General features: G+C 72.7%; 21 protein-coding genes. 14 read left to right on the top strand and 7 right to left on the bottom strand.

Going from position 1 to position 22549, the window contains the following annotated elements:
* Positions 1-45 precede the first annotated feature (45 nt).
* From EDD90_RS49275 to hypA, 10 genes are all read left to right on the top strand, one after another.
* A complete protein-coding gene (locus EDD90_RS49275) occupies positions 46-870 on the top strand; it encodes a maleylpyruvate isomerase family mycothiol-dependent enzyme (RefSeq protein WP_123979544.1) in 825 nt (274 codons plus the stop codon).
* Positions 871-977: 107 nt separating this feature from the next.
* Positions 978-3158 (top strand): serine/threonine-protein kinase, encoded by a 2181-nt coding sequence (locus EDD90_RS49270; RefSeq protein ID WP_123979542.1) that lies wholly within the window; start codon positions 978-980, stop codon positions 3156-3158.
* 122 nt (positions 3159-3280) lie between these two features.
* Entirely contained in the window at positions 3281-5440 is a 2160-nt protein-coding gene (locus EDD90_RS58040; RefSeq protein ID WP_260328574.1) for a hypothetical protein, read from the top strand.
* Positions 5441-5443: 3 nt separating this feature from the next.
* Positions 5444-6532, top strand: a complete 1089-nt coding sequence (locus EDD90_RS49255; RefSeq protein WP_123979540.1) for a hydrogenase expression protein HypE — start codon at positions 5444-5446, stop codon at positions 6530-6532.
* Between the two features lie 57 nt (positions 6533-6589).
* Positions 6590-8380, top strand: a complete 1791-nt coding sequence (locus tag EDD90_RS49250) for a nickel-dependent hydrogenase large subunit (RefSeq protein WP_123979538.1) — start codon at positions 6590-6592, stop codon at positions 8378-8380.
* On the top strand, positions 8373-8945 hold the full coding sequence (locus EDD90_RS49245; protein ID WP_260328573.1) for a NifU family protein: 573 nt from the start codon (positions 8373-8375) through the stop codon (positions 8943-8945). Before EDD90_RS49250 ends, EDD90_RS49245 begins: the two co-directional genes overlap by 8 nt.
* The gene (locus EDD90_RS49240) at positions 8942-9538 is read left to right on the top strand and encodes a DUF5947 family protein (RefSeq protein ID WP_123979536.1); all 597 of its coding nucleotides are present in this window, start codon (positions 8942-8944) and stop codon (positions 9536-9538) included. The genes EDD90_RS49245 and EDD90_RS49240 overlap by 4 nt, the downstream gene beginning before the upstream one ends.
* A gap of 61 nt (positions 9539-9599) precedes the next feature.
* Positions 9600-9806, top strand: a complete 207-nt coding sequence (locus tag EDD90_RS49235) for a hypothetical protein (protein ID WP_123979534.1) — start codon at positions 9600-9602, stop codon at positions 9804-9806.
* A gap of 22 nt (positions 9807-9828) precedes the next feature.
* A complete protein-coding gene (locus EDD90_RS56030; RefSeq protein ID WP_185149493.1) occupies positions 9829-10005 on the top strand; it encodes a hypothetical protein in 177 nt (58 codons plus the stop codon).
* Between the two features lie 7 nt (positions 10006-10012).
* Complete coding sequence (hypA, locus tag EDD90_RS49230; RefSeq protein WP_123979533.1) at positions 10013-10351, top strand: hydrogenase maturation nickel metallochaperone HypA; 339 nt, start codon at positions 10013-10015, stop codon at positions 10349-10351.
* Between the two features lie 65 nt (positions 10352-10416).
* Here the strand turns inward: hypA and hypE are convergent, their stop codons facing one another.
* The 7 genes from hypE to EDD90_RS49195 form a co-directional block, all read right to left on the bottom strand.
* A complete protein-coding gene (gene hypE, locus EDD90_RS49225; RefSeq protein ID WP_123982448.1) occupies positions 10417-11406 on the bottom strand; it encodes a hydrogenase expression/formation protein HypE in 990 nt (329 codons plus the stop codon).
* A 67-nt stretch (positions 11407-11473) separates the two neighbouring features.
* Positions 11474-12601 carry a hydrogenase formation protein HypD gene (hypD, locus tag EDD90_RS49220; protein ID WP_123979531.1) on the bottom strand — a complete coding sequence of 376 codons (1128 nt, stop codon included), beginning with the start codon at positions 12599-12601 and terminating at the stop codon, positions 11474-11476.
* Positions 12598-12888, bottom strand: a complete 291-nt coding sequence (locus tag EDD90_RS49215) for a HypC/HybG/HupF family hydrogenase formation chaperone (RefSeq protein ID WP_123979529.1) — start codon at positions 12886-12888, stop codon at positions 12598-12600. Before EDD90_RS49215 ends, hypD begins: the two co-directional genes overlap by 4 nt.
* Positions 12889-12891: 3 nt before the next feature.
* Positions 12892-15372 (bottom strand): carbamoyltransferase HypF, encoded by a 2481-nt coding sequence (gene hypF / locus EDD90_RS49210; protein WP_123979527.1) that lies wholly within the window; start codon positions 15370-15372, stop codon positions 12892-12894.
* A complete protein-coding gene (gene hypB / locus EDD90_RS49205; protein WP_123979525.1) occupies positions 15369-16091 on the bottom strand; it encodes a hydrogenase nickel incorporation protein HypB in 723 nt (240 codons plus the stop codon). The genes hypF and hypB overlap by 4 nt, the downstream gene beginning before the upstream one ends.
* A 76-nt stretch (positions 16092-16167) precedes the next feature.
* Entirely contained in the window at positions 16168-16749 is a 582-nt protein-coding gene (locus EDD90_RS49200; protein ID WP_123979524.1) for a hydrogenase maturation protease, read from the bottom strand.
* Positions 16746-18416 carry a hydrogenase maturation protein gene (locus EDD90_RS49195; RefSeq protein ID WP_123979522.1) on the bottom strand — a complete coding sequence of 557 codons (1671 nt, stop codon included), beginning with the start codon at positions 18414-18416 and terminating at the stop codon, positions 16746-16748. The genes EDD90_RS49200 and EDD90_RS49195 overlap by 4 nt, the downstream gene beginning before the upstream one ends.
* A gap of 295 nt (positions 18417-18711) precedes the next feature.
* On the opposite strand from EDD90_RS49195, the gene EDD90_RS49190 reads away from it, so the two are divergent.
* From EDD90_RS49190 to EDD90_RS49175, 4 genes are all read left to right on the top strand, one after another.
* The gene (locus EDD90_RS49190; RefSeq protein WP_260328572.1) at positions 18712-20058 is read left to right on the top strand and encodes an FAD-binding protein; all 1347 of its coding nucleotides are present in this window, start codon (positions 18712-18714) and stop codon (positions 20056-20058) included.
* Between the two features lie 95 nt (positions 20059-20153).
* Entirely contained in the window at positions 20154-20900 is a 747-nt protein-coding gene (locus EDD90_RS49185) for a nuclear transport factor 2 family protein (RefSeq protein WP_123979520.1), read from the top strand.
* Positions 20897-21238 (top strand): YciI family protein, encoded by a 342-nt coding sequence (locus EDD90_RS49180; RefSeq protein ID WP_123979518.1) that lies wholly within the window; start codon positions 20897-20899, stop codon positions 21236-21238. Before EDD90_RS49185 ends, EDD90_RS49180 begins: the two co-directional genes overlap by 4 nt.
* A gap of 7 nt (positions 21239-21245) precedes the next feature.
* On the top strand, positions 21246-22514 hold the full coding sequence (locus EDD90_RS49175; RefSeq protein ID WP_123979516.1) for an RNA polymerase sigma factor: 1269 nt from the start codon (positions 21246-21248) through the stop codon (positions 22512-22514).
* Positions 22515-22549: the final 35 nt, after the last annotated feature.

Below are 22549 nucleotides of genomic sequence, written 5' to 3'. Positions count from 1 at the left end.
CCGAACGTCTGATTGGGTACCGCGCGACAGAAAGGGGCAACCGGCGTGGATCAGGCGGCACGGCAGAACGTCCAGGGAGCGCTGCGCGAAGGGCTCGGGCAGGCGATACGGCAGAGCGCCGCCGACATCGCGGCGGTGCTGGTCGGCGCGGCCGACACGAGTGCCGCCGTACCGGGGTCGGAGTGGACGGTCGGCGAGGCGGCGGCCCATCTGGCGCTGGCCAACGAGCTGATGGCCGACCTGGCGGAGGGCCGGGAACGCCCGTACGGGAACGGCACCCCGCAGAGCCTGGCGGCGGCGAACGCCGAGTCGCTGGCCGTGTTCGGGGAACGCCGGGCCGAGCCGCTCGCGGCGATGATCACGGCACAGGCCGAGCGCAGTGTGGACGCCCTGGCCGCCACGGCGGACGGTCCTGCGCCGGTCACCCCGCTCGGCCCGATGGACCGGTCCGTACTCGGCTCCTACCTGCTCACGCACATGCTGGGCCACGGCTACGACCTCGCCCGTGCGCTGCGGCGCCCGCACATGGTCGATGCCGAGCGGGTCGGGTGGTGCATGCCGTTCATGCTCTCGGTGATGCCGGCCGTGGCGGACCGCTCGGTCACCGCCGGACTGACCGCCCGCTACACGATCCGGCTGCGCGGTGGCGACAGCGCCTTCGGGGTCACCCTCACCGACGGCACCGTGCATGTGGCGCCCGAGCCGCAGGAACGCCCGGACTGCACGATCGTCATCGATCCCGTCGCCTTCCTGCTCATCGCCCTCGGCCGGCGCAACCCCTGGCTCGCCATGGCCCGGGGCCAGGTGCTCGCCTTCGGCCGCAAACCCTGGCTCGGGCCCCGCTTCCCCGCCCTGTTCGTCGCCCCCTGACCTCGTCCCGAAGTGTCGCAGCGGTTCGGGTTCCAGCACCGGCAGGGCCTAGGCTGAGCCTCCTGAACGGCCTTGTGGCGCAGGGGTAGTGGGAAGGGCGAGCGGGAATGCCGCTGAGCACCGGGGAATCGGGGGCCGCCGGCTCCATCGGCGGCTACACACTCGTCGACCGGCTGGGCAGCGGCGGAATGGGCGTCGTCTATCTCGCGCACTCCCCTTCGGGACGGCAGGTCGCGGTCAAGGTCGTCCACGCCCAGTACGCACTCGACGACGAGTTCCGCACCCGTTTCAAGCAGGAGGTCGCCGCGGCCCGGCGGGTGAGCGGCGCGTTCACCGCACCCGTGGTCGACGCCGATCCGGACGCCGAGCAGCCGTGGATGGCGACGCTCTACGTACCCGGCCGCACCCTCGCCGAAGTGGTCGCGGAGGACGGGCCGTTGAGCGGGCGCAAGCTGCGCGCGCTCGGGCTGGGACTGGTCGAGGCGCTGCGGGACATCCACCAGGCCGGAGTGGTGCACCGGGATCTGAAGCCGAGCAACGTACTGATGGCGGAGGACGGGCCGCGGGTCATCGACTTCGGCATCTCCAGGGCGGCCGACAACGAACTCCTCACCGTGACGGGCCGGTTGATCGGGACACCGCCCTTCATGTCCCCGGAGCAGTTCACGGCGCCCCGTGACGTCACGGCGGCCTCGGACGTGTTCTCGCTGGGCTCGCTCCTGGTGTACGCGTCCACCGGCAACCGCCCCTTCGACGGCGGCAGCCCGTACCTGACGGGCTATCAGGTGATGCACGAGGCGCCGACGCTGGAGGGGGTCCCGTATCCGCTGAGCGACATCGCGGAGCGCTGCCTGACCAAGGATCCGGAGTTCCGGCCCCGACTGGCCGAACTGCAGCAGCTGTTGGCGACCCTGCCCGACTCCGCCGCCGTGCCCCCGCCGACCGCTCCAGGCCCCTCGCGCGAGACCGGCACCACCGCGGTTCCCGTCCGCAGACGTCGGCGCCGCCTCGCCGCCCTCGGCGCGGCCCTGGCCGTGGCCGCCGTGTCGCTGACCGTCTACACCGTGGTGACGGACTCGGACTCCCCCGCGAAGGCCCCTGCCGCCCAACGGAGTTCCACCCCGCCCTCCCCCACGCTGCCCATCGGCTACCGGCCCTGGCGGGCGAGCCTGCTCAAGACCGTGCGGGGCAGTGGGGGCAATTTCCTGGACAGCACGCAGAGCGGCTGCACAGCGGACGGCTCCTCGGTGTACTGCGCGGGGACCGGCTTCACCACCGCCCGGATCGACGCCGCCACCGGACGCGTCGTATGGCGGTACGGCACCAACCTCCAGACCACGCTGGCCGCGGGCGCCCGCGACGGCATCCTCTACACGTACGACAAGAAGTACTCGGAGAACACGTTCCACCCTCAGCGGCTGGTCGCCCTCGACCCCGGCACCCGGAAGCAGTTGTGGTCGACCGACGTCAACACCGGTCAGGACCGTCCCGCGCTCCTCTTCAAGGGCGGTGTGCTCGTGGTGCCGGACGACAGGTCGCACCTGGCCGCCTTCGACGCCCGCACGGGCCGGGCCCTGTGGCGGACCCCGGCGAAGTCCGCCTCCGGCCCCGCATGCGATCCGGCGGTCGTGGACGGTGTGCCGTACGGCCTGTGCTCGGCCGAGGACGATCCCACCCACGGTTCGATGAGCGTCCTGCGCCTCGACCCGGCCGACGGCACGGCCCGTGAACTCGCCACCCTGCCCGCACTGTCGCACCCCCTCGGCAGCGTGGACGGGGAGTTGCTCTTCGCGGTGCAGAAGCCGCCGGCCGACACCTACGAGTCGACCGACCTGCAGAACCTGTCGTACACGGGCCTGATCCGGGTGGACCCGGCCACCGGCGCCGTCGTCAAGGTCCCCTTCAAGGCCGTCCGGCACGGCACGGTCACCCTGGTCGACGGCGTCGTGTGCATCGTGGGGCCCGACGGCACGGTCACCGCGCTCCGGCCGGGCGACGCCGGCCGGGTGTGGCAGCGGGAGACCCAGATCGAGAACCTGTCCACGCCGGTGTACTCGTCGACGTACGACGAGCTGTACTTCGTCAACCGTTACGGCCGGCTGCTCGCCCTGGACCGGCGGACCGGCGCCCGGCGGTGGAGCACGGCCAAGGTGGCCGCACCCGGGGCCTCGGCCGAGAGCACCGTGCCGAGCCTGCTCCTCGTGCGGGACGCGATCGTGGCGCAGGTCGGCGACATCGCCTTCTCGGTCCGCCCGGACCACCCCTCGCGGACCGCCTCCGCAGGCTGATCCGGCGCACCCCCGAGCCCACCCGTACGGCCTAACCCCGCTCAGCCAGAAGAGGCGAGTCGGCGTGACCGATGTGACCGTGGTGGAAGGTATGGGCGCGCCTACGGATCCGAGGAGGCTGCATGGCCGAGGGACTGGTCGACGGCAGAGCGCCCCGCACTGCCCCGGTGGACGGCTCCGACCGTCCCGCACCGATCTTCGAACAGCTGAGCGCCGTCGCCGATGCCGTCCTCTACGAGGGCTACCTCCTCTACCCCTATCGGCGGTCCTCGCCCAAGAATCGTGCCCGCTGGCAGTTCGGGGTCCTTCTCCCCCGGGACCGGGTGGAGGCGGACGGCCCGGTCAGCCCGGGCGTGTCGGGTTCGGCCGACTCCTGGTACCAGCAGACGGAGTGCCTGCTGCGGGTGCGCCGACCGGACGCGGTCCTGCGGCTGCGGGTGCGGTATCTGCAGTTGCAGCACAAGCAGGTCGAGAACGGCCGGGGGCAGCCTGTCGACTCGCTCACCTGCGACGACGGCACGGTGCAGCTGACCTTCGAGGAGGCGGTGCCACGGGAGACCGACCTCGCGGTCCCGCTGGACCGCCTGGACCGCGGTGAGCACACCGTTGCCGTGGGCTCACCGGCCGGTGTCGACACGGAGGCGCTGCCCTCGGGCGCCGGGCGGATCGTACGGCGCCGGGAAGAGCTGCGGGCGAGCACCACGCTCGTGACCGAGCGGCTCGGCGAGGGCCTCTTCCGGCTCCGGGTGCGCACCGCCAACGAGGGGCTGACGGCGGATCCGGGTGCCCCCCGCGACCGGACGCTCCGCCACGCCCTGATCGCCACCCACACCCTCCTCGGCGTCGAGGGCGCGGAGTTCGTCTCCCTGATCGACCCGGGCACCGGCCTCCAGGAGGCCGCCCGAAGCTGCCGTAACGACTTCACGTTCCCGGTGCTGGGCGGCGCACCGCCCGCCACCGCGCCCGAGGACGGCTCGGCGTCCGCCCTGCTGCTCTCCTCGCCGATCATCCTCCCCGACCATCCGCAGGTGGCGCCGGAGAGCCCTGGGGACCTGCACGACGCCGGTGAGATCGACGAGATCCTCACGCTGCGCACGATGCTGTTGACGGACGAGGAGAAGCGCGAGGCACGGGCGACGGATCCGCGGGCCGCCGAGATCCTCGACCGCGTCGACACCATGCCACCGGAGGTGCTCGGACGCCTCCACGGGGCAATCCGCTCACTCAGGCCTGCCGACGAACGCCCCGGCAACAACAGGAACGGCGGCACCCGGACCGACGGCGACCGAACAGACGGCGACCGAACAGACGGTGACCGCTCCGACGGCGACCACATCCGTAACGACGACACCGGCAGCGACCGAACGAGTACCGACCGAACCGGCAACGACCGGGCCACCGACCACCGAACCGGCGGCGACCGAACCGGCGGCGACCGAACGGGCGATCACCGCTCCGACGGCGACCACATGCGTAACGACCACACCGGCCGCGACCGAACGAGCGCCGACCGAACCGGCAACGACCGGGCCACCGACCACCGAACCGGCGGCGACCGAACCGGCGGCGGCCGAACGGGCGATCACCGCTCCGACGGCGACCACATGCGTAACGACCACACCGGCAGCGACCGAACGAGCGCCGACCGAACCGACAACGACCGGGCCACCGACCACCGAACCGGCGGTCGCCGCTCCAGCGGCAGGCGAACCGGCAACGACCGCACCGGCGGCGAGTCGCCGATCAGCAACCGCCTCGGCGGCGAACCCCCGGTCGGCAACCGGCCCGTTGGCCAACCCTCCGGCACCGGCCGACCCCACGGCCAACCCCCCGTCACCGGCCGACCCGACGACCGACCCCTCGACGCTGGCCGACCCACCAGCCGACCCCACGGCCAACCCCCCGTCACCGGCCGGCCCGTCTGGTGGCAGGAGGGTGTCGATGACGGGCTCTCTCCGGCCACCGACACGGTCCTGGTCGGTGGCGTGCGGGTCGGCGGCGGGTGCCCCGTGCGGCTCCGTCCGCGCGGCAAGGGTGCCGACGCCCAGGACATGTTCCTGGCCGGACGGACCGCGACCGTGGCCGCCGTCTTCCACGACGTGGACGGCAGCACTCATCTCGCCGTCACCGTCGACGACGATCCGGCGGCCGAACTGCACGGCTGGTACGGCCGTTTCCACTACTTCCGGCCCGACGAAGTCGAGCCGCTCGGGGGCACCGACGTCCCGGATCCAGAGGCGGCGACCACGCCGTCCCCGGGGCCCTCTCCATCGGAGGCCTAGCGTATGAGCACCACAAGCGGCACCACCGCCGTCGGCGGCGAACCCGGCCGAGCCGGGGAACACCAGGGGTTCGACGAGATCACCATCCTCTGGATCTCCGAGGGCATGAGCTGTGACGGGGACACGGTCTCCGTGACGGCCGCCGACCAGCCCTCCATCGAGGACCTGGTCCTCGGTCTGATCCCGGGCGTCCCCAAGGTCAACCTGGTCAACAAGGTGCTGTCGCCGAGCCTGGGCGGCGAGGACTTCCTCGCTCCCTACCGGAAGGCGGCGCGGGGCGAGCTGGAGCCGTTCATCCTCGTCATCGAGGGGTCGATCCCGAACCAGAACATCATCGAGGGCGACGGCTACTGGACCTCCTTCGGCAACGACCCGGAGACCGGCCAGCCGCAGACCCTCAACCAGTGGATCGACCAACTCGCGCCCAAGGCCTGGGCGGTCGTGGCCGTCGGCACCTGCGCCGCCTTCGGCGGTATCCACGCGATGGCCGGCAACCCGACCGGCTCCATGGGCCTCGCGGACTACCTGGGCTGGGAGTACAAGTCACAGGGCGGACTGCCCGTGGTGAACATCCCGGGCTGCCCGGTCCAGCCGGAGAACTTCATGGAGACCCTGGTGTGGGTGCTCTACCACGCCGCGGGCACCGCGCCCCCGCCCCCGCTGGACCACATGCTGCGCCCGCAGTGGCTGTTCGGCCGCACGGTGCACGAGGGCTGCGACCGCGCCGCCTACTACGAGCAGGCGACCTTCGCGGCCGACTACAACTCACCCAAGTGCCTGGTGAAGACCGGTTGCTGGGGCCCGGTCGTGAACTGCAACGTGCCCAAGCGGGGCTGGATGGCCGGCGTCGGCGGCTGCCCGAACGTCGGCGGCATCTGCATCGGCTGCACCATGCCCGGCTTCCCCGACGCGTTCATGCCGTTCATGGACGAGCCGCCCGGCGGCACACTCTCCTCGCTGGCCATCAAGCCGTACGGCGCGGTCATCCGCCGGCTGCGCGGCTTCACCAACGAGCTGGTGAACCACGAACCCAGGTGGCGCCACAACAAGCGCAAGCTCACCAGCGGCTACGCCCCGCGCTGGCGCCCCTGACACACCACGCGTCGTCCCCCACCCAAGTCCCCCCACAGCAAAGGTCAGCGAACACCGATGACAACCGAGGCCCGGCAGAAAGGGCGCAAGCCCGCGCAGATCGTGGACATGTCCTGGGATCCGATCACCCGGATCATCGGAAACCTGGGCATCTACACGAAGATCGACTTCGCCAACAAGGAGGTGGTGGAGTGTCACAGCACCTCCTCCCTCTTCCGCGGCTACTCCGTCTTCATGAAGGGGAAGGACCCGCGCGACGCCGGGTTCATCACCTCCCGCATCTGCGGCATCTGCGGCGACAACCACACCACCTGCTCCGACTACGCCCAGCAGATGGCGTACGGCGTGAAGCCGCCGCCGCTGGCCGAGCACATCGTGAACCTCGGCGAGGCGGCCGAGTACATGTTCGACCACACGATCTTCCAGGACAACCTGGTCTTCGTGGACTTCTGCGAGCAGATGGTCAAGGCCACCAACCCGAGCGTCCTGGCCCGCGCGCAGAAGACCACCGCGCCGCGCGGTGACATCCACGGCTACCGGACGATCGCGGACATCATGAAGGCCTTCAACCCCTTCGAGGGCGAGGTCTACAAGGAGGCCCTGAAGGTCTCCCGGACCACCCGCGAGATGTTCTGCCTGATGGAGGGCCGCCATGTGCACCCCTCCACGCTCTATCCGGGCGGTGTCGGCACCATGCCGTCGCCGACCGCGTTCACCGACTACCTCAGCCGGCTGATGCACGTCATCGACTTCGTGAAGAAGGCCGTCGCCATGAACGACGACGTCTTCGACTTCTTCTACGAGGCGCTGCCCGGCTACGAGGAGGTCGGCAAGCGCCGCATCCTGCTGGGCTGTTGGGGCGCCTGGCAGGACCCGAAGGTGGTCGACTACAAGTACGAGAACATGGACCGCTGGGGCAAGGCCATGTACGTCACCCCGGGCATCGTGGTCGACGGCCAGCTGGTCACCAACAACCTGGTCGACATCAACCTCGGCCTCAGGATCATGCTGGGCAGCTCGTTCTACGAGGACTGGGTCAACGAGGACCCGTTCGTCACCCACGACCCGCTGGGCAACCCCGTCGACATGCGGCACCCGTGGAACCAGACGACCCTCCCGGTGCCGCAGAAGCGGGACTTCGAGGGCAACTACAGCTGGGTGATGAGCCCGCGCTGGTTCGACCAGCGCACCGGCGACCACCTCGCCCTCGATACCGGCGGCGGCCCGCTGGCCCGGCTCTGGTCGACCGCGCTGAGCGGCATCGTCGACACGCCGTACATCAAGGCCACCGGCCACAGCGTCCGCATCTCGCTGCCCAAGGGCGAGAGCCTGCCGGAGACCACGCTGGAGTGGAAGATCCCGAAGTGGTCCAACACCCTCGAACGGGACCGCGCCCGGCCGTACTTCGTCGCCTACGCGGCCGCCATGGCCCTGCAGTTCCTGGACGAGGCGATGGGGCTGGTCCGGTCCGGCGACACCAAGGTGTTCGAGGACTTCGAGGTGCCGGACGAGGCGATCGGCTGCGGCTTCCACGAGGCCGTGCGCGGGGTCCTCTCCCACCACCTGGTGATCAAGGACAAGAAGATCGCCAACTACCACCCGTACCCGCCGACCCCTTGGAACGCCAGCCCCCGCGACAAGTTCGGCACGCCCGGCCCCTACGAGGACGCCGTCATGGGCCAGCCGATCTTCGAGGAGAACGGCCCCGACGACTTCAAGGGCGTCGACATCATGCGTACGGTCCGCAGCTTCGACCCCTGTCTGCCGTGCGGTGTCCACATGTACACGGGCAAGGGCAAGACGCTGACCGTCACCCACTCGCCGACCTACGGAGCGAGTCATGGCTGATGTGACGGCTGATGTGATGGCCGGCATCGGGCGGCTCGACGGCCCGGCGGTCGAGGCGCGGCTGGCCCGCCTCGACTCGCTGCTGGAGAGCCTGGAGTCCGCCCCGGGCCCGCTCGGCAGCTCGGCCGTCGAGGCGGTGCGCCTGCTGACCGAGGTCTACGGCGAGGCGCTCGCCCGGGTCCTCGACGGCGCCGACGCACCGCTGGCCGAGCGGCTCGCCGACGACGAGCTCCTCGACCACCTCATGGTCCTGCACGACATCCATCCCGACTCCCCCGAGTGCCGGGCCGCCCGCGCGGTCGAGCGGCTGCGCCCCGCCGTGCGCGAGCGCGGCGGCGACGTCGAATGGGCCGGTGTGGAGGGCGAGGTGGGCCGGGTGCGGCTGGCCACGGGCGGCGGTTGCGGTTCCGGGTGCGGCGGAGGTACGACGGAGATGACCGACGTCGTCCGGGAGGCGGTGCTCGCCGCGGCTCCCGAGCTGGCCGACGTGCAGCCGGTGCCCGAGCCCCCGGCGCCCGCCTTCGTCCCCCTGGACTCCCTGCGCCGGTCACAGGAGGCCCGGTGAGCGTCGAAGGGGCCCTGGCCCGCCTCATCCGTTCCTCGGCCGACCTGCAGACGGCTGCCGGGGCGGAGGTGTGCGACCTGTGCGCCGCTCCGGTGGCCGAGGACCATCCGCATCTGTACGACACCGGGCAGGCCGAGGTCCGCTGTGCCTGCCGTCCCTGCTCGGTGCTGTTCGCCGAGACCCTGCAGGGTGAGGGCCGGCTCCGGCTGGTCCCCACCCGCCGGGTCCGCCTCCCGAAGGTCGACACGGCGGCCCTCGGGGTCCCGGTCGGGCTGGTCTTCTTCGTACCGCGCGCCGACGGCTCGGTCACCGCGGAGGGGCCGAGCCCGGCGGGTGCCATGCGCTGGGAGGTGGACGCGGCGGCCTGGCGGCGGGCGGTCGCCGGCTGTCCGCCGCTCGCCGGCATGACACCGGACGTGGAGGCGCTGCTGGTCAACACCGTCCACGGTCAGGACCACCACTGGATCACACCGATCGACGACTGCTTCCGCATGCTCGCCGTGATCCGCCGCGAATGGCGCGGCCTGTCCGGCGGCGGCCGGATGTGGCCGGCCGTCGAGCGTTTCTTCGAGGAGCTCACCGAGCGGTCATGAGACCGAGCGGCAGCGAAGCCGAGCGGCCTCGGAGAACGGCACCACAGGAAGGAGAAACCCCATGGGCAACATCCGAGTCGGCCGCCCTCAGGCGCGGCCCGACACGCCGTCCCACGTGCCCGGCATACACCAGGGCAACGAGGGTCCCTACAAGAAGCAGACAGGTCACCACCAGGACGGCACCGCCGACGCGCGGCGCTCGACCAACATCAGCTGGAAGCGCCACGACGCCCTTCTGGACGTCATGCCGAACATCCCGCCCGGATGACACAGATCAGGGAGTTCCCCACATGAAGGACCGACGCAAGAGAACAGGAACGGCGGCCCAGACCGTGCTGACCGCGGAGATCGCCGTGGTGGGCGCCCTGGCCCTGGCGCTGCTCGCCACCGGTATCCCCAGCCTGGTGCGCGAGATGAAGATCTGGCGCATCGCGGGCGGGCTGCGCGCCGGTCACCGGTATCCGTGAGCGGGTCGTGCACGAACTGTCGATCGCGACCGCGATCGTGGAGCAGGCCGACGAACGGGCCCGGGCGGACGGCGCGGACCGTGTCTCCGCGGTGACCGTCCGGGTCGGCGAGCTGTCCGGGGTCGTCCCCGACGCCCTGGACTTCGCCTTCGAGATGGCCCGCGACGGCACGGCCCTGGCCGGGGCCCGGCTGGTGGTCGAGCAGGTGACGGCGCGGGCCTGGTGCGGTCCGTGCGCCGAGGAGTTCGCGGTGGGTATGCCGCCGTTCTTCTGGTGCCCGCGCTGTGACCGGCCCTCCACCGAGCTGCGCTGCGGCCGGGAACTGGAGATCATCGCGGTCGAATGACCCCGCCCGTGCCGTACGGCACGGGCGGGGTCATCGCCTTCTCATCTCATCAGCGGAGCCTGCCGTCAGCAGATACGGGGCAGCTGCTCCCCGAGCGGCAGGTCGACGACCCGGGTGCCGCCCAGGCCGGTCGCCACGACCACCATGCCGGGGTGCTCGGTCACGCACTCGCCGATCCGGGTCGCGCCCGCCCCCTGCGGATGGGCGCGCATCGCATCGAGCACGGCGTCGGCCTCCGTCGGCGGGACGAAGGCCACCAGGCGGCCCTCGTTGGCGACGTAGAGCGGGTCGAGCCCGAGGAAACCGCAGGCGCTCGCGACCGCGTCCGGCACCGGAATGGCCCGCTCGTTCAGCCGTACCCCGGTTCCCGAGGCGCGGGCGATCTCGTTGAGCGAGGCGGCCAGACCGCCCCGGGTGGGGTCGCGCAGGACGTGGATGTCGGGAGTGACGTCCAGCATGGTCGCCACCAGGTCGGCGAGCGACGCGGTGTCGCTGGCGATCTCGACGCCGAACTCCAGCCCCTCGCGGACGCTGAGCACGGCCACCCCGTGCAGGCCGATCGGCCCGCTGACGATGACGGCGTCCCCGGGCCGGGCCCGCTGCGGGCGGATGTCGACTCGCTCGGGGACAAGGCCGACCCCGGCGGTGGTGACGTACACCCCGTCCCCGTGCCCGGCCTCGACCACCTTGGTGTCACCGGTGGCGATGGTGACACCCGCCGTCTCGGCCGCCTCGCCCATGGCCTGGGCGATGCGTTCGACGACGGACAGCTGCACGCCCTCCTCCAGCACGAAGGCGGCGGAGAGGTAGGCGGGCCGGGCGCCGCTCATCGCGAGGTCGTTGACGGTGCCGTTGACGGCGAGGTCGCCGAGGCAGCCGCCGGGGAAGAAGAGCGGCCGTACGACGTAGGAGTCGGTGGAGAGGGCCAGCCTGGCGCCGCCGAGCTGGAGGACCGCGGAGTCGGTCATCCCGGCGAGGAGGGCGTTGCCGTAGGCGGGGGCGAAGATCTGCTCGATCAGCTCGGCGGACAGGGCGCCGCCTCCGCCGTGGCCCATCACCACGACCGGCTGGTCGCGGATCGGCGCCGGGCAGCTCCAGTTCGCGGGGTCGACGAGGGTCTGCTCAGCCAACGGGGTTCATCTCCTCGCGCGGGTGCGCCGGTTCGGACATCCGGCGGTAGAGGTAGTAGGCGGCGCAGGCGCCCTCGCTGGAGACCATGGTGGCGCCGAGCGGGGTGCGCGGGGTGCAGGTGGTGCCGAAGGCCGCGCAGTCCGTGGGCTTGATGAGCCCCTGCAGGACCTCGCCGGCGCGGCACTCGGCCGGTTCCTCGGTGCGGATGCCGGTGACGTCGAAGCGGTGCTCGGCGTCGTGGTCCCGGTAGGCCTCGGTCAGCCGCCAGCCGCTGGCGGGGATCCGGCCGATGCCGCGCCAGGAGCGGTCGGTGACCTCGAAGACCTCCTCGATCATGCGGATCGCGGCCGGATTGCCGTCCGTGCGCACGGCACGGGCGTAGGCGTTCTCCACCCGGTGCTCGCCGCGCTCCAGTTGGCGGACGGTGCAGCGGATGCCCTCCAGGATGTCGAGCGGTTCGAAGCCGGTGACCACGATCGGCACGCGGTGCCGTTCGGCCAGCTCCGGGTACTCGGCCATGCCCATCACGCTGCACACGTGCCCGGCGGCCAGGAAACCCTGCACCCGGCAGCCGGGGGCGGTCATGATGGCCTCGATCGCCGGGGGGACCCGGACATGGGAGACCAGGAGGGTGAAGTTGGTCAGGCCGAGGCGCCTGGCCTGGTGGACGGCCATGGCGTTGGCGGGGGCGGTGGTCTCGAAGCCGATGGCGAAGAACACCACCTGACGGTCCGGGTGGCGCCGGGCGAGCTGGAGCGCGTCGAGCGGTGAGTACACCACACGGATGTCACCACCGTCGCCCTTGACCCGGAACAGGTCCCGGTCGGTGCCGGGGACGCGGAGCATGTCGCCGAACGAGCAGAAGATCACGTCCGGACGGGCGGCGATCTCCAGCGCCTTGTCGATGCACTCCAGCGGGGTCACACAGACCGGGCAGCCCGGACCGTGGATCAACTCCACCTCCTCGGGCAGGAGTTGGTCGATGCCGTGCCGGATGATGGAGTGGGTCTGGCCGCCGCACACCTCCATCAGGGCCCAGGGCCGGGTCACGGTGGCCCGGATCTCGTCCAGCAGGCGGCGGGCCAGCTTGGGGTCGTTGAACTCGTCGAGGTACTTCACCGGGTCTCGCTCCCCTCGGCCTGCCGGGCCGCCTGCTGCCAGGCGTCGCCGAACTCCTCCTCGAGAAGCCCCAGTTCCTCGAATAGCTTGAGGGAGGCCAGAGCCGACTCCTCGTCGAGTCGCTGCAGGGCGAAGCCCACATGGACGATGACGTACTCGCCCACCCGCACGTCCGAGACGTACTCCAGACACGCCTGCTTCTGCACTCCGCCGAAGTCGATCAGGCCGGTGAGGGGATCGGCGGTGTCGTCGATGCTCACGACTCTGCCGGGCACTGCCAGACACATGGGTCACTCCGTCTCGTCGCTGACTGCTTTCCGTCGGTCGTCGTCGGGTCGTTCGTGGGCCACAGCCGGTTCGGCCCCAGCCGGTTCGGCCTCGGCCGGTGCCCGGGCCGCAGCCGGTTCATGGGCCGCGACCATCAGCTGCCCGAGGGCCAACCCGCCGTCGTTCGGGGGGACTTCGCCGTGCAGCAGGACCGTGAATCCGGCGCCGTGCAGCAGGTCGGTGCTCGCGCTCTCCAGCAGGGCGTTGGCGAACACCCCTCCGGTGAGGGCGACGGTGCTCAGACCGGTGACCGCGCGTGCGCGCCGGCACAGGTCCAGGACGGTCTGTGCGACGCCGCGGTGGAAGCGGGCCGCGATGACCGGGGCCGGGGTACCGCGCCGCAGGTCGGTGACGATCGCGCGCAGGGCGGGGGCCGGGTCGAAGCGGTCGCCGAAGGGGTACGCGGCCGTGTCCTCGTCCCAGGCCGGGCAGGCCTGTGCCTCCAGCTCCAGGGCGGCCTGGGCCTCGTATCCCGCGCGGTGGCAGACCCCCGCGAGGGAGGACACGGCGTCGAAGAGACGGCCCATGCTGGAGGTGGCCACACAGCCAACCTGACTCGGCAACTGCCGTGCCAGCAGCCTGAGTTCCTCGCGGGAGCCGGCGGCGACACAGGGCAGGTCCGCGTCCCACGGCACGCCGGCCGCCCACAGCCGGGCCAGCGCCGTCCGGCACGGGTTGGCCACGCCCGCGTCCCCGCCGGGCAGCGGGGCCGGGGCGAGGTGGCCGAGGCGCCGGTAGCCGGTGTAGTCGGCGACGAGGACCTCGCCGCCCCAGACGGTGCCGTCGTCGCCGTAGCCGGTGCCGTCGAAGGCGACGCCGATGACGGGTGTGGTGCCGTCGAGGCCGGCCTCAGCCATGGCGGCCGCGATGTGGGCGTGGTGGTGCTGGACGAACACCGGCTTCCTCAGCGGGAGTCGACCGGTGTGTTCCGGCGGGAACCGAGTGCCGGTGCCGTGCGCCGGCGGGAGCTGATGGGCGTACCGGCTTGCCCAGGCTGACGAGTGATAGCCGGGGTGGCGGTCGGCGGCGACGAGTTCGGGGCGGATTCCGGTCAGCCGGTGCAGATGCCGTTCGGCGCGGGTGGCGGCCTCCAGGGTGGCCAGGTCGCCCATGTCGCCGATGTGCGGCCCGAACCAGGCCAGGTCGCCCTCGCCGACGCACAGCGCGTTCTTGAGGTCACCGCCCACCGCGAGCGCGGGCCGCACCGGAACGGGCAGACGCAGCGGACGCGGCACATACCCGCGGGAGCGGCGCAGCACCTGCTCGGTGCCGTCGGCGCGCACCCTCAGCAGGGAGTCGTCGCAGGGCGAGGCGATGGGCCGGTCGTGGGCGAGCCAGGCGTCGGCCAGGCCGAAGAGCCGGGTCAGGGCCTCCTCGTCGTCCGTGACGATCGGTTCGCCCGACCGGTTGCCGCTGGTCATGACGAGGACGCGGGGGCCGGGCGGGTCGCCGGGGAGGCCGAAGAGGAGGGTGTGGACGGGGGTGTAGGGCAGCATCACGCCGAGGTGCGGGCTGCCGGGGCAGAGGCCCGGTGCCAGCCGCACCCCGCGGCGGGGGCGCAGGAGGACGATGGGGCGCCGGGGGCTGATGAGGGCGGCCCGTTCGCCCGTCCCGACCTCGGCGATCCGCTCCGCCTCGCCGAGGTCCGCGCACATCACGGCGAACGGCTTGTCGCCGCGTGCCTTTCTGGTGCGCAGGGTGTCGACGGCCCGGGCGTCGGCGGCATCGCAGGCCAGGTGGTAGCCGCCGATGCCCTTCACGGCGACGATCCGCCCGGCGGCGAGCAGTTCTCGCGCCCGTGAGAGGGCGTCACCGTCGCGAGCGGGTCTCACTCCGCTGCCGGCGGCGGGCACCAGCCGCAGCCGGGGCCCGCAGTCCGGGCACGCGACGGGCTGGGCGTGGAAGCGGCGGTCGGCCGGGGCGCCGTACTCCCGGGCGCAGCCGGGGCACATGGGGAAGCCGGACATCGTGGTGACCGCGCGGTCGTACGGCATCCCGGTGGCGATGGTGAAGCGGGGCCCGCAGTGGGTGCAGGTGATGAAGGGGTGCCGGTGGCGGTGGTCGGCCGGATCGGACAGTTCGCGCAGGCAGTCGGCGCAGGTCGCGGTGTCGGGCGGGAGGAGGGTACGGCCCGGGGCCGACTGCTCGGAGGCACGGATCGTGAAGCCGCAGTCCGCGCCGGTGACAGGTACCTCCTCCACACCCACCGCGGTCACGGTGGCCAGCGGCGGCGGCTCGGTGGCCAGCCGCTCGCAGAACCGGTCGACGTCGGACGCCGGGCCCTCGACCTCGACGATCACTCCGTTCGCCGTGTTGCCGACGAATCCGGCGAGCGCGAGATCGACGGCCAGGCGGTGGACGTACGGGCGGAAGCCCACGCCCTGGACGGTCCCGCACACGGTGACGCGTCGGCGGACGGCCGCCGTGGTGGGGGCGGCGGTCACGAGGCGGTCGGGGCGTGGACGTGACCGTGCGGGTGCGGGGCGAGGGGCGGACGGTGCACGGGGGCGCCGTCCCGTACGGCGAGCACCCGGTCGAGGACCATGTCGACGCCCTCGCCGGTGCGGGCGCAGGAACGCACGATCTCCACCCCGGGATTGACCCGCCGTACATGGTCGGCGAAGGCGGTCGCGTCGAAGCCGGCCGGTCCGGCGAGGTCGGTCTTGGTGAGAACGACCAGGTGCGCGGAGCCGAAGGCGGTGGGGTATTTGGAGGGCTTGTCCTCGCCCTCCGTCACCGCCATCAGCACGATCCGCAGGTGTTCGCCGAGGTCGTAGGAGGCTGGGCAGACCAGGTTGCCGACGTTCTCGACGAACAGCAGAGCGGTGTCGGTGGGCAGCCAGCCCTCCAGATGGCCGCGGACCTGCCGGGCCTCCAGGTGGCACAGCCCGTCGGTCAGCAGCTGTTTCACCGGCGCTCCGGAACGGGCCAGGCGCTCGGCGTCGTTCTCGGTCGCGAGGTCGGCGGTGAAGGCGGCGACGGGGACGTCCCGTTCCCGGGCCCGGGCCAGCACCCGGCCGAGCAGTTCGGTCTTGCCGCTGCCGGGACTGGAGAGCAGGTTCACCACGCTCACCCCGCGCGCGGTCAGGTCGTCGCGCAGGCTCGCGGCCAGGCCGTCGTTCCTGGCCAGGACGGCCCGGGTGACCTCCTCCGACTGACACATGGGTGCTCCGCTCCTGGGTCGCTGGGCTCGGGACGAACCTTCGGAGCGGGCTGGTCCCGGTCCGGGTACTGGTCCGTCAGCGATCCTCCGCGCCGGTGGCGGCGGTGTGCGGGAGCCCGGCCGCGGCGCGGCCCGCGGATTCCTCCGGGCGGGCCAACGAAGGCGTGACCAGGGGATCCGCCAGCAGCGCCGGGACCAGGGTGTGCAGGGCCGCGACGGCCCGCCGCACCGCGTCCCGGACGGGCTCGCTCAGGCCGGGGGCGATGTCCTCGTCGCCGCGCGGCAGCTCGCCGGGCTCGCAGGCCAGGACGAGGACGCGGGGCAGGGGTTCGTCGCCGAGGTGGGTGGCCAGGACCAGCACCTTCGCCGGGTCCATGCCGTGTGCCTCGGGCGGGGCCGGCGAGCGGCCGTCGGGCGGTTCGGGCTCGACCAGGGACAGGGTGCCGGGGCGTTCGCCGCGGGCGGCCGCGTCCACGAGCACGGCGACCGTCCAGCCGTCCAGCAGTTCGTAGGCCAGGTCCATGCCCCGGATGCCGAAGTCCCGGACCCGTACCTCGGGCGGCAGGGGGCGCTCCGCCAGGGCGCGGATCACCTCGGGGCCGAAGGCGTCGTCCCCGAGGAAGATGTTGCCGACGCCCGCCACCAGCAGCCGTGTCACCGGGCACCGCCGGGGACCTTGCGGACGAAGTCCGAACGCAGCGCGTGATAGGCGGCGCCGGGGTCGAAGAACAGGGCGTGCATCCGGGCGAGTTCGTCGCTCCGGTACTCGACGAGCGGCCGTTCGGCCTCGTCGGCCCGGCGCGCCGCGGCCTTGACGGCGATCCGGCGATCGAGGTCCGGGGTGCCGGCGAGCGCGGCCGCCAGGTGCTCGACCTCGGTCGTGAAGTCCTGTGCGGGCACCGGAACCAGCCGGTCGACGAGCCCGGTCCGGGCGGCTGTGGCGGCGCTCACCGGCTGTGCCTCGTCCATGAGCTGCCGGGCGGTCTCGGCGCCGACGCGGCGGGGCAGCGTGTACGTCCAGAACTCTGAGCCGTACAGGCCCATCCGCCGGTAGTGCGGGTTGAGGACGGCGCCGGTGCGGCACCAGACCTCGTCGGCGGCGAGGGCGAGCATGGCGCCGCCGGCCGCCGCGTTGCCGCCGAGCGCCGCCACGACCAGCCGGTCGGTGGTCCGCAGCACGGCCTCGACCAGGTCGTCCATGGCGTTCAGGTTGGTCCAGGACTCCTCGGCGGGGTCCGGGGCGGCCTCGATGACGTTCAGGTGGATGCCGTTGGAGAAGAAGTCGCGCCGGCCGCCGAGCACGAGGACGCGGGTGGGGCGGGCGAGTGCGTACTCGTACGCGGCGAGCAGGCGCCGGCAGTGGTCGGTGCTCATCGCCCCGCCGGGGAAGGAGAACCTCACGAAGCCGACCTCGCCGTGCTGCTGATAGGTGATGTCGGTCCAGGTGCGGCGGTCCGGGGGCAGTTCGAGCGGGGCGGGGCTCTCCGGGAGGTCCGGGGCGGCGAGCACGTCGGCCGCGGGGCGGCGGAAGGGGGCTGGGTCGCCGGAGTTCTTGCGGGGGCGCAGTTCGGGAATCCACACGGCGCCGTCCCGGGTGGCCCGGCAGACCGCGCCCGCCCGCGTCGCGAGCAGCTCACCGGGCTCCCCGGTCAGTCGGTCCTCGGGGTGTCCCCCGTGCAGGAACACCTCCCGGCCGAGGAGTTCGTCGAGCACCCCCGGCTGCGAGTCGGCGCCGCGCAGCTTGCGCAGTACGGTCTCGGTGTCGTCGGCCGCCCAGTCGATCCGTCGCCGCACCTGCCGGAAGACGTCCCGCCAGACGATCCGGCCGTGGATCTCGGGGTCGCTCTGCGGCCGGGGCTTGTACGAGCCTTCCGCGTACCGTCGTACGGCCTCGTGGACGGCGGTGAGGGCGGCGTCGGCGGCCTCGCCCCGGTAGAGGTCGCTCTTGCCGACCGGCTCGACCGGGAACGGCTCGCTCGCCCAGACGGCGCCCGCGTCCATGGCCGCCTCGGCCTGGAGCACGGTCACCCCCCATTGGGGTGCCTGTCCGGCGATGGCCCAGTCGAGGGAGGAGGGGCCGCGGTCGCCGGGCGGTCCCGGGTGCACGATCAGGCAGGTGTGCTCCCGCCAGACGTCCTCGGGGAGTGCCGTCTTCAGCATCGGCGCGACGATCAGCTCCGGGCGCCGGTCCTGTACCGCGGCGCGGACGGCGTCGGGGCCGCGGCCGGCGAGGACGACGTCCACCCGGTGGCCGAGGTCGGACAGTTCGGCGTACACCCGCTGGGACAGGCTGTTGAACGCGCTTGCGACGAGCAGAATGTCCATGGTGCGGCATATTCGCGGCTTCAGGGGCTTCCGGGAAGCACCTCGGCGGCGTTTCGCCGACGGTCCTGGACCGCACGGGCCTCGCCCGCCCGGAACACTCAGTCCGTCCTGGGCTCCGTCACGAACCGGAAGACCCGGCGTGCCGGCGGTGTGCACAGCGGGGTGACCCGGTTTCCGGCGCGGTAAACCCACCGTGGGAGTGAGGTGCCGAAGCGGGAAACGGTGTCCGTCCGTCGTGCCCCGCCACGAAGATGGTTCCGCCCGTGTCGGCCGATGCCTCTTTGGAGTGTGCCGCGTGACGTCGTCGGACCGTGTCTCCGCACCGTTCGTGGAACTGCTGGACACCCGCCCGGAAACCCTCCGGGAGGCGGCCGAGGACTTCGGTCACCTGGTGTGCGCACCGCCTCTGGGGGTGCTGCGGCCGCGGTCCGCTGCCGAGGTCGAGGACGCGCTGGCGTACGCCGGGCCGCGCGGGATCCCGGTGGCCGCGCGGGCCGGCGGCCACTCGATGTACGGCCAGGGTCAGGCACCCGGCGGGATCGTCCTCGACCTGCGTGAGCTGAGCGCGGTCGGGCCGGTGACCGGCGACCGGGTCGAGGTCGAGGCGGGTGCGCTGTGGCGTGACGTGCTGACGGCGACCCTCCCGTACGGGCTCGCGCCGCCCGTCCTCACCGACTACCTGGGGGCCGGCGTCGGCGGAGTGCTGAGCGTCGGCGGGCTGGGCGGCGCCGGCCACCGGCACGGGCTGGTCGCGGACTCGGTGCTGGAGCTGGAGGTGGTGACGGGCGCCGGCGAGCACCTGGTCTGCTCGCCGGAACGCCATGGTGCGCTCTTCCACACGGTCCTGGCCGGACTGGGGCAGGTCGCCGTCATCGTCCGGGCCACCCTGCGGCTGTCCCCCGCGCCCGCCCTGGTGCGCCGCTACTGCCTGTACTACCCCGATCTCGACGCCTACCTGTCCGACCAGCGCCTGCTCGCCACGGACGGGCGCTTCGGCTACCTCGAAGGCCAGGCCCGCCCCGTCGAGGACACCGCCGACGGCTGGCGGTACATGGTCGAGGCCGTGGCCGCCCACCAGGGCCCGACCCCGCCCGACGACACGGCCCTCCTGGGGGACCTCTCCTTCGGCACGGCCGAGATCGAGGACCTGGGGTACGCCGAGTTCGCCGACCGGGTTGCGGTCGACGAGGAGACCCTGCGCGCCAGCGGCGAGTGGCTGCACCCGCATCCCTGGCTGAACCTGCTGCTCCCCGAGGACACCGCCGCGTCCGTCGTGACCGGCATCCTCGCGGACCCGGCCTTCACGGACCTGCGCGAGAACGGCCTGGTGCTGCTCTACCCCCTCCTCACCCGTACCCTGCGGGCCCCGCTGTTCCGGCGCCCGCGCGGCGAGGTCGTCCATCTGCTCGCCCTGCTGCGCACGGCCGTCCCCGGCGCGGCCGACCCGATGGTGGCCGCCAACCGCCGAGCGTACGAGTACGCGCGGGCCGAGGGCGCGGTGGCTTATCCGGCCAACGCGCTGCCGATGTCCGCCGCGGACTGGCGCGAGCACTACGGCAGCCTGTGGGGCACGCTGGCCGGGGCCAAGGCCGTCCACGACCCGCACGGCGTCCTGGGCCGGGGGCACGGGATGTGGCAGTGACCGGGGCCACACACACGCATGACCACGGTGTGTCGATTCCGCCCGGCGCCGTTCGTCGGTGGGGTGTAGGAAGCTCTTGAGGACCGGGAGGAACCATGAAGTACATGCTGCTGGTCTGCGGCGACGACACCGCCGACGCCTCCGGGATGGCGCCGGTGGAGCCCTGGGTGGAGGAGCACGGCGTCCGCCGCGGGGTCCGGCTGTACGGCCACCGGCTGCGGCTGCCGGACACGGCGGTCACCGTGCGGGTGCGCGACGGGGAGGTGCTGCGGACCGACGGGCCGTTCGCGGAGACCAAGGAGTACGTCGCCGGGTTCGACGTCGTCGACTGCGACAGCCTGGAGGAGGCCGTACGGATCGCCGCCCAGCACCCCGTGGCAACGATCGGGGCCATGGAGGTGCGCCCGTTCTGGGACGACGGGCTGATGGAGGACGCCGGGACGGCCGTGCGCCGGATCGACGCCGAGCTGACCGCGGCCGCCCGCGAGCGGGACGTCGACCGGATGACGGCCTGCTACGCGCCCGACGTGGAGGCCTTCGGGCCCGCCGCGGCCGAGCCGCAGTCCGGGATCGCCGCGTTCCGCAAGGCGGTCGAGGGGTGGTTCGCGACGCTCAGCGGGCCCGTGCACCGCGAGGTGCTCGAACTGCGCGTGCGGCCCGGGGAGGGCAGCACCTTCAGCCACGCCCTCGTCCGGATCCGCGGCACCCGGGTCACCGGCGAGCCGCTGGACCGGGTGGTACGGGTGACCACCGGCTACCGGGACACCGGCTTCAGCTGGGTCATCGCCCACGAACATGTCTCGGTGCCGCTGGAGGCGACGGCCGGGAAGGAGCGGTCATGAAGTACGTCCTGTTCATCTGCACACCCGTCGGCGGCGAGGAGCTCAGCCCCGCCGAGATCGCCGAGGACCCGCGCTTCACCTCGTACATCCACGAGGTCCGTACCCGGGACGTCGTCAAGGGCGGTGCCCGGCTGCGGCCCGCCGCCGACGCCACCACCGTCCGGGTGCAGGGTGACGAAGTGCTGCTGAGCGACGGGCCGTTCGCCGAGACCAAGGAGTACGTCGCGGGCCTCGACATCATCGAGGTCGCCGACCTCGACGAGGCCATCGCGCTCGCCTCCCGGCACCCCGCGGCGCTGGCCGGCGGCTCGGTCGAGGTGCGGCCGGTCTGGGAGTGAACACCACGTGAGTGTCACGGACGACGTCGAGAAGGCCGTCGCCGCCGCCTTCCGCGAGGAGTGGGCCCAGGTCGTCGCCACCCTGATCCGGGTGACCGGCGACTGGGACCTCGCCGAGGAGTGCGCGCAGGACGCCTTCGCCCAGGCGCTCGAACGGTGGCGGCGCGACGGAGTGCCGCGCCGCCCCGGCGCCTGGCTCACCACGACCGCCCGCAACCGCGCCCTGGACGTGCTGCGCCGGGAGGCGGTCGGGGCGGCGAAGCTGCGGGAGGCGGCGGTGCTGACGCGGGACGAGGGACCCTACGACCCGTACGACCCGGACCACGAGGGCGACGACAGCGGGGTGCGGGACGACCGGCTGCGGCTGGTCTTCACCTGCTGCCACCCGGCGCTGCCGATCGAGGCCCGGGTCGCGCTGACCCTGCGCACCCTCGCCGGGCTGACCACACCCGAGATCGCGCGCGCGTTCCTCGTGCCCGAGGCGACGATGGCGCAGCGGCTGGTGCGCGCCAAGCGGAAGATCCGCAACGCCGGTATCCCGTACCGGGTGCCGCCCGCGCATCTGCTGCCCGAGCGCACCACGGGCGTCCTCGGCGTGCTGTATCTGCTCTTCAACGAGGGCTACGCGGCCACGGCCGGCGCCGACCTGATGCGTTCCGGCCTCTGTGCCGAGGCCGTCCGGCTGGCCCGGCTGCTGGCCCGGCTGATGCCCGACGAGCCGGAGGTCGTCGGCCTGCTGGCGCTGCTGCTGCTCCACGACGCCCGCCGGGACACCCGGGTGGACGCGGCGGGCGATCTGGTGACCCTTGAGGACCAGGACCGTACGGCCTGGGACCGGGCGGAGATCGATGAGGGCGCGGCTCTCCTGGAGAGCGCCCTGCGCCGCGGCCGCCCCGGCCCGTACCAGATCCAGGCGGCCATCGCGGCCTGCCACACCACCGCGGCGACCGCCGCCGGCACCGACTGGGCCGACATCGCCGGCCTCTACGGCGAACTCCTGCGGTACGTGCCCTCGGCGGTGGTCCGGCTGAACCGCGCGGTCGCCGTGGGCATGGCCGAGGGCGGGGAGGCGGGCCTCGCCCTGGTGGCGGAGCTGGCGGCGGAGGACGACCTGGCCGGCTACCACCTGCTGCCCGCGACCCGCGCCGACCTGCTGCGCCGCATGGGGCGTACGCGGGAGGCGGCCGAGTCGTACGAACAGGCGCTGGCGCTGGTGGAGAACGCGGCGGAGCGCCGGTTCCTGGAGAAGCGGCTCGCGGAGTGCCGATCCGCGTAGGCGCCAGGGGGTTCGCTCCACCGCTGCCCGGGGGT

The organism is Streptomyces sp. Ag109_O5-1 (genome assembly GCF_003814875.1).
In the GTDB taxonomy this organism is placed as follows: domain Bacteria; phylum Actinomycetota; class Actinomycetes; order Streptomycetales; family Streptomycetaceae; genus Streptomyces; species Streptomyces sasae.
This window is presented reverse-complemented; position numbering and strand designations above follow the sequence as displayed.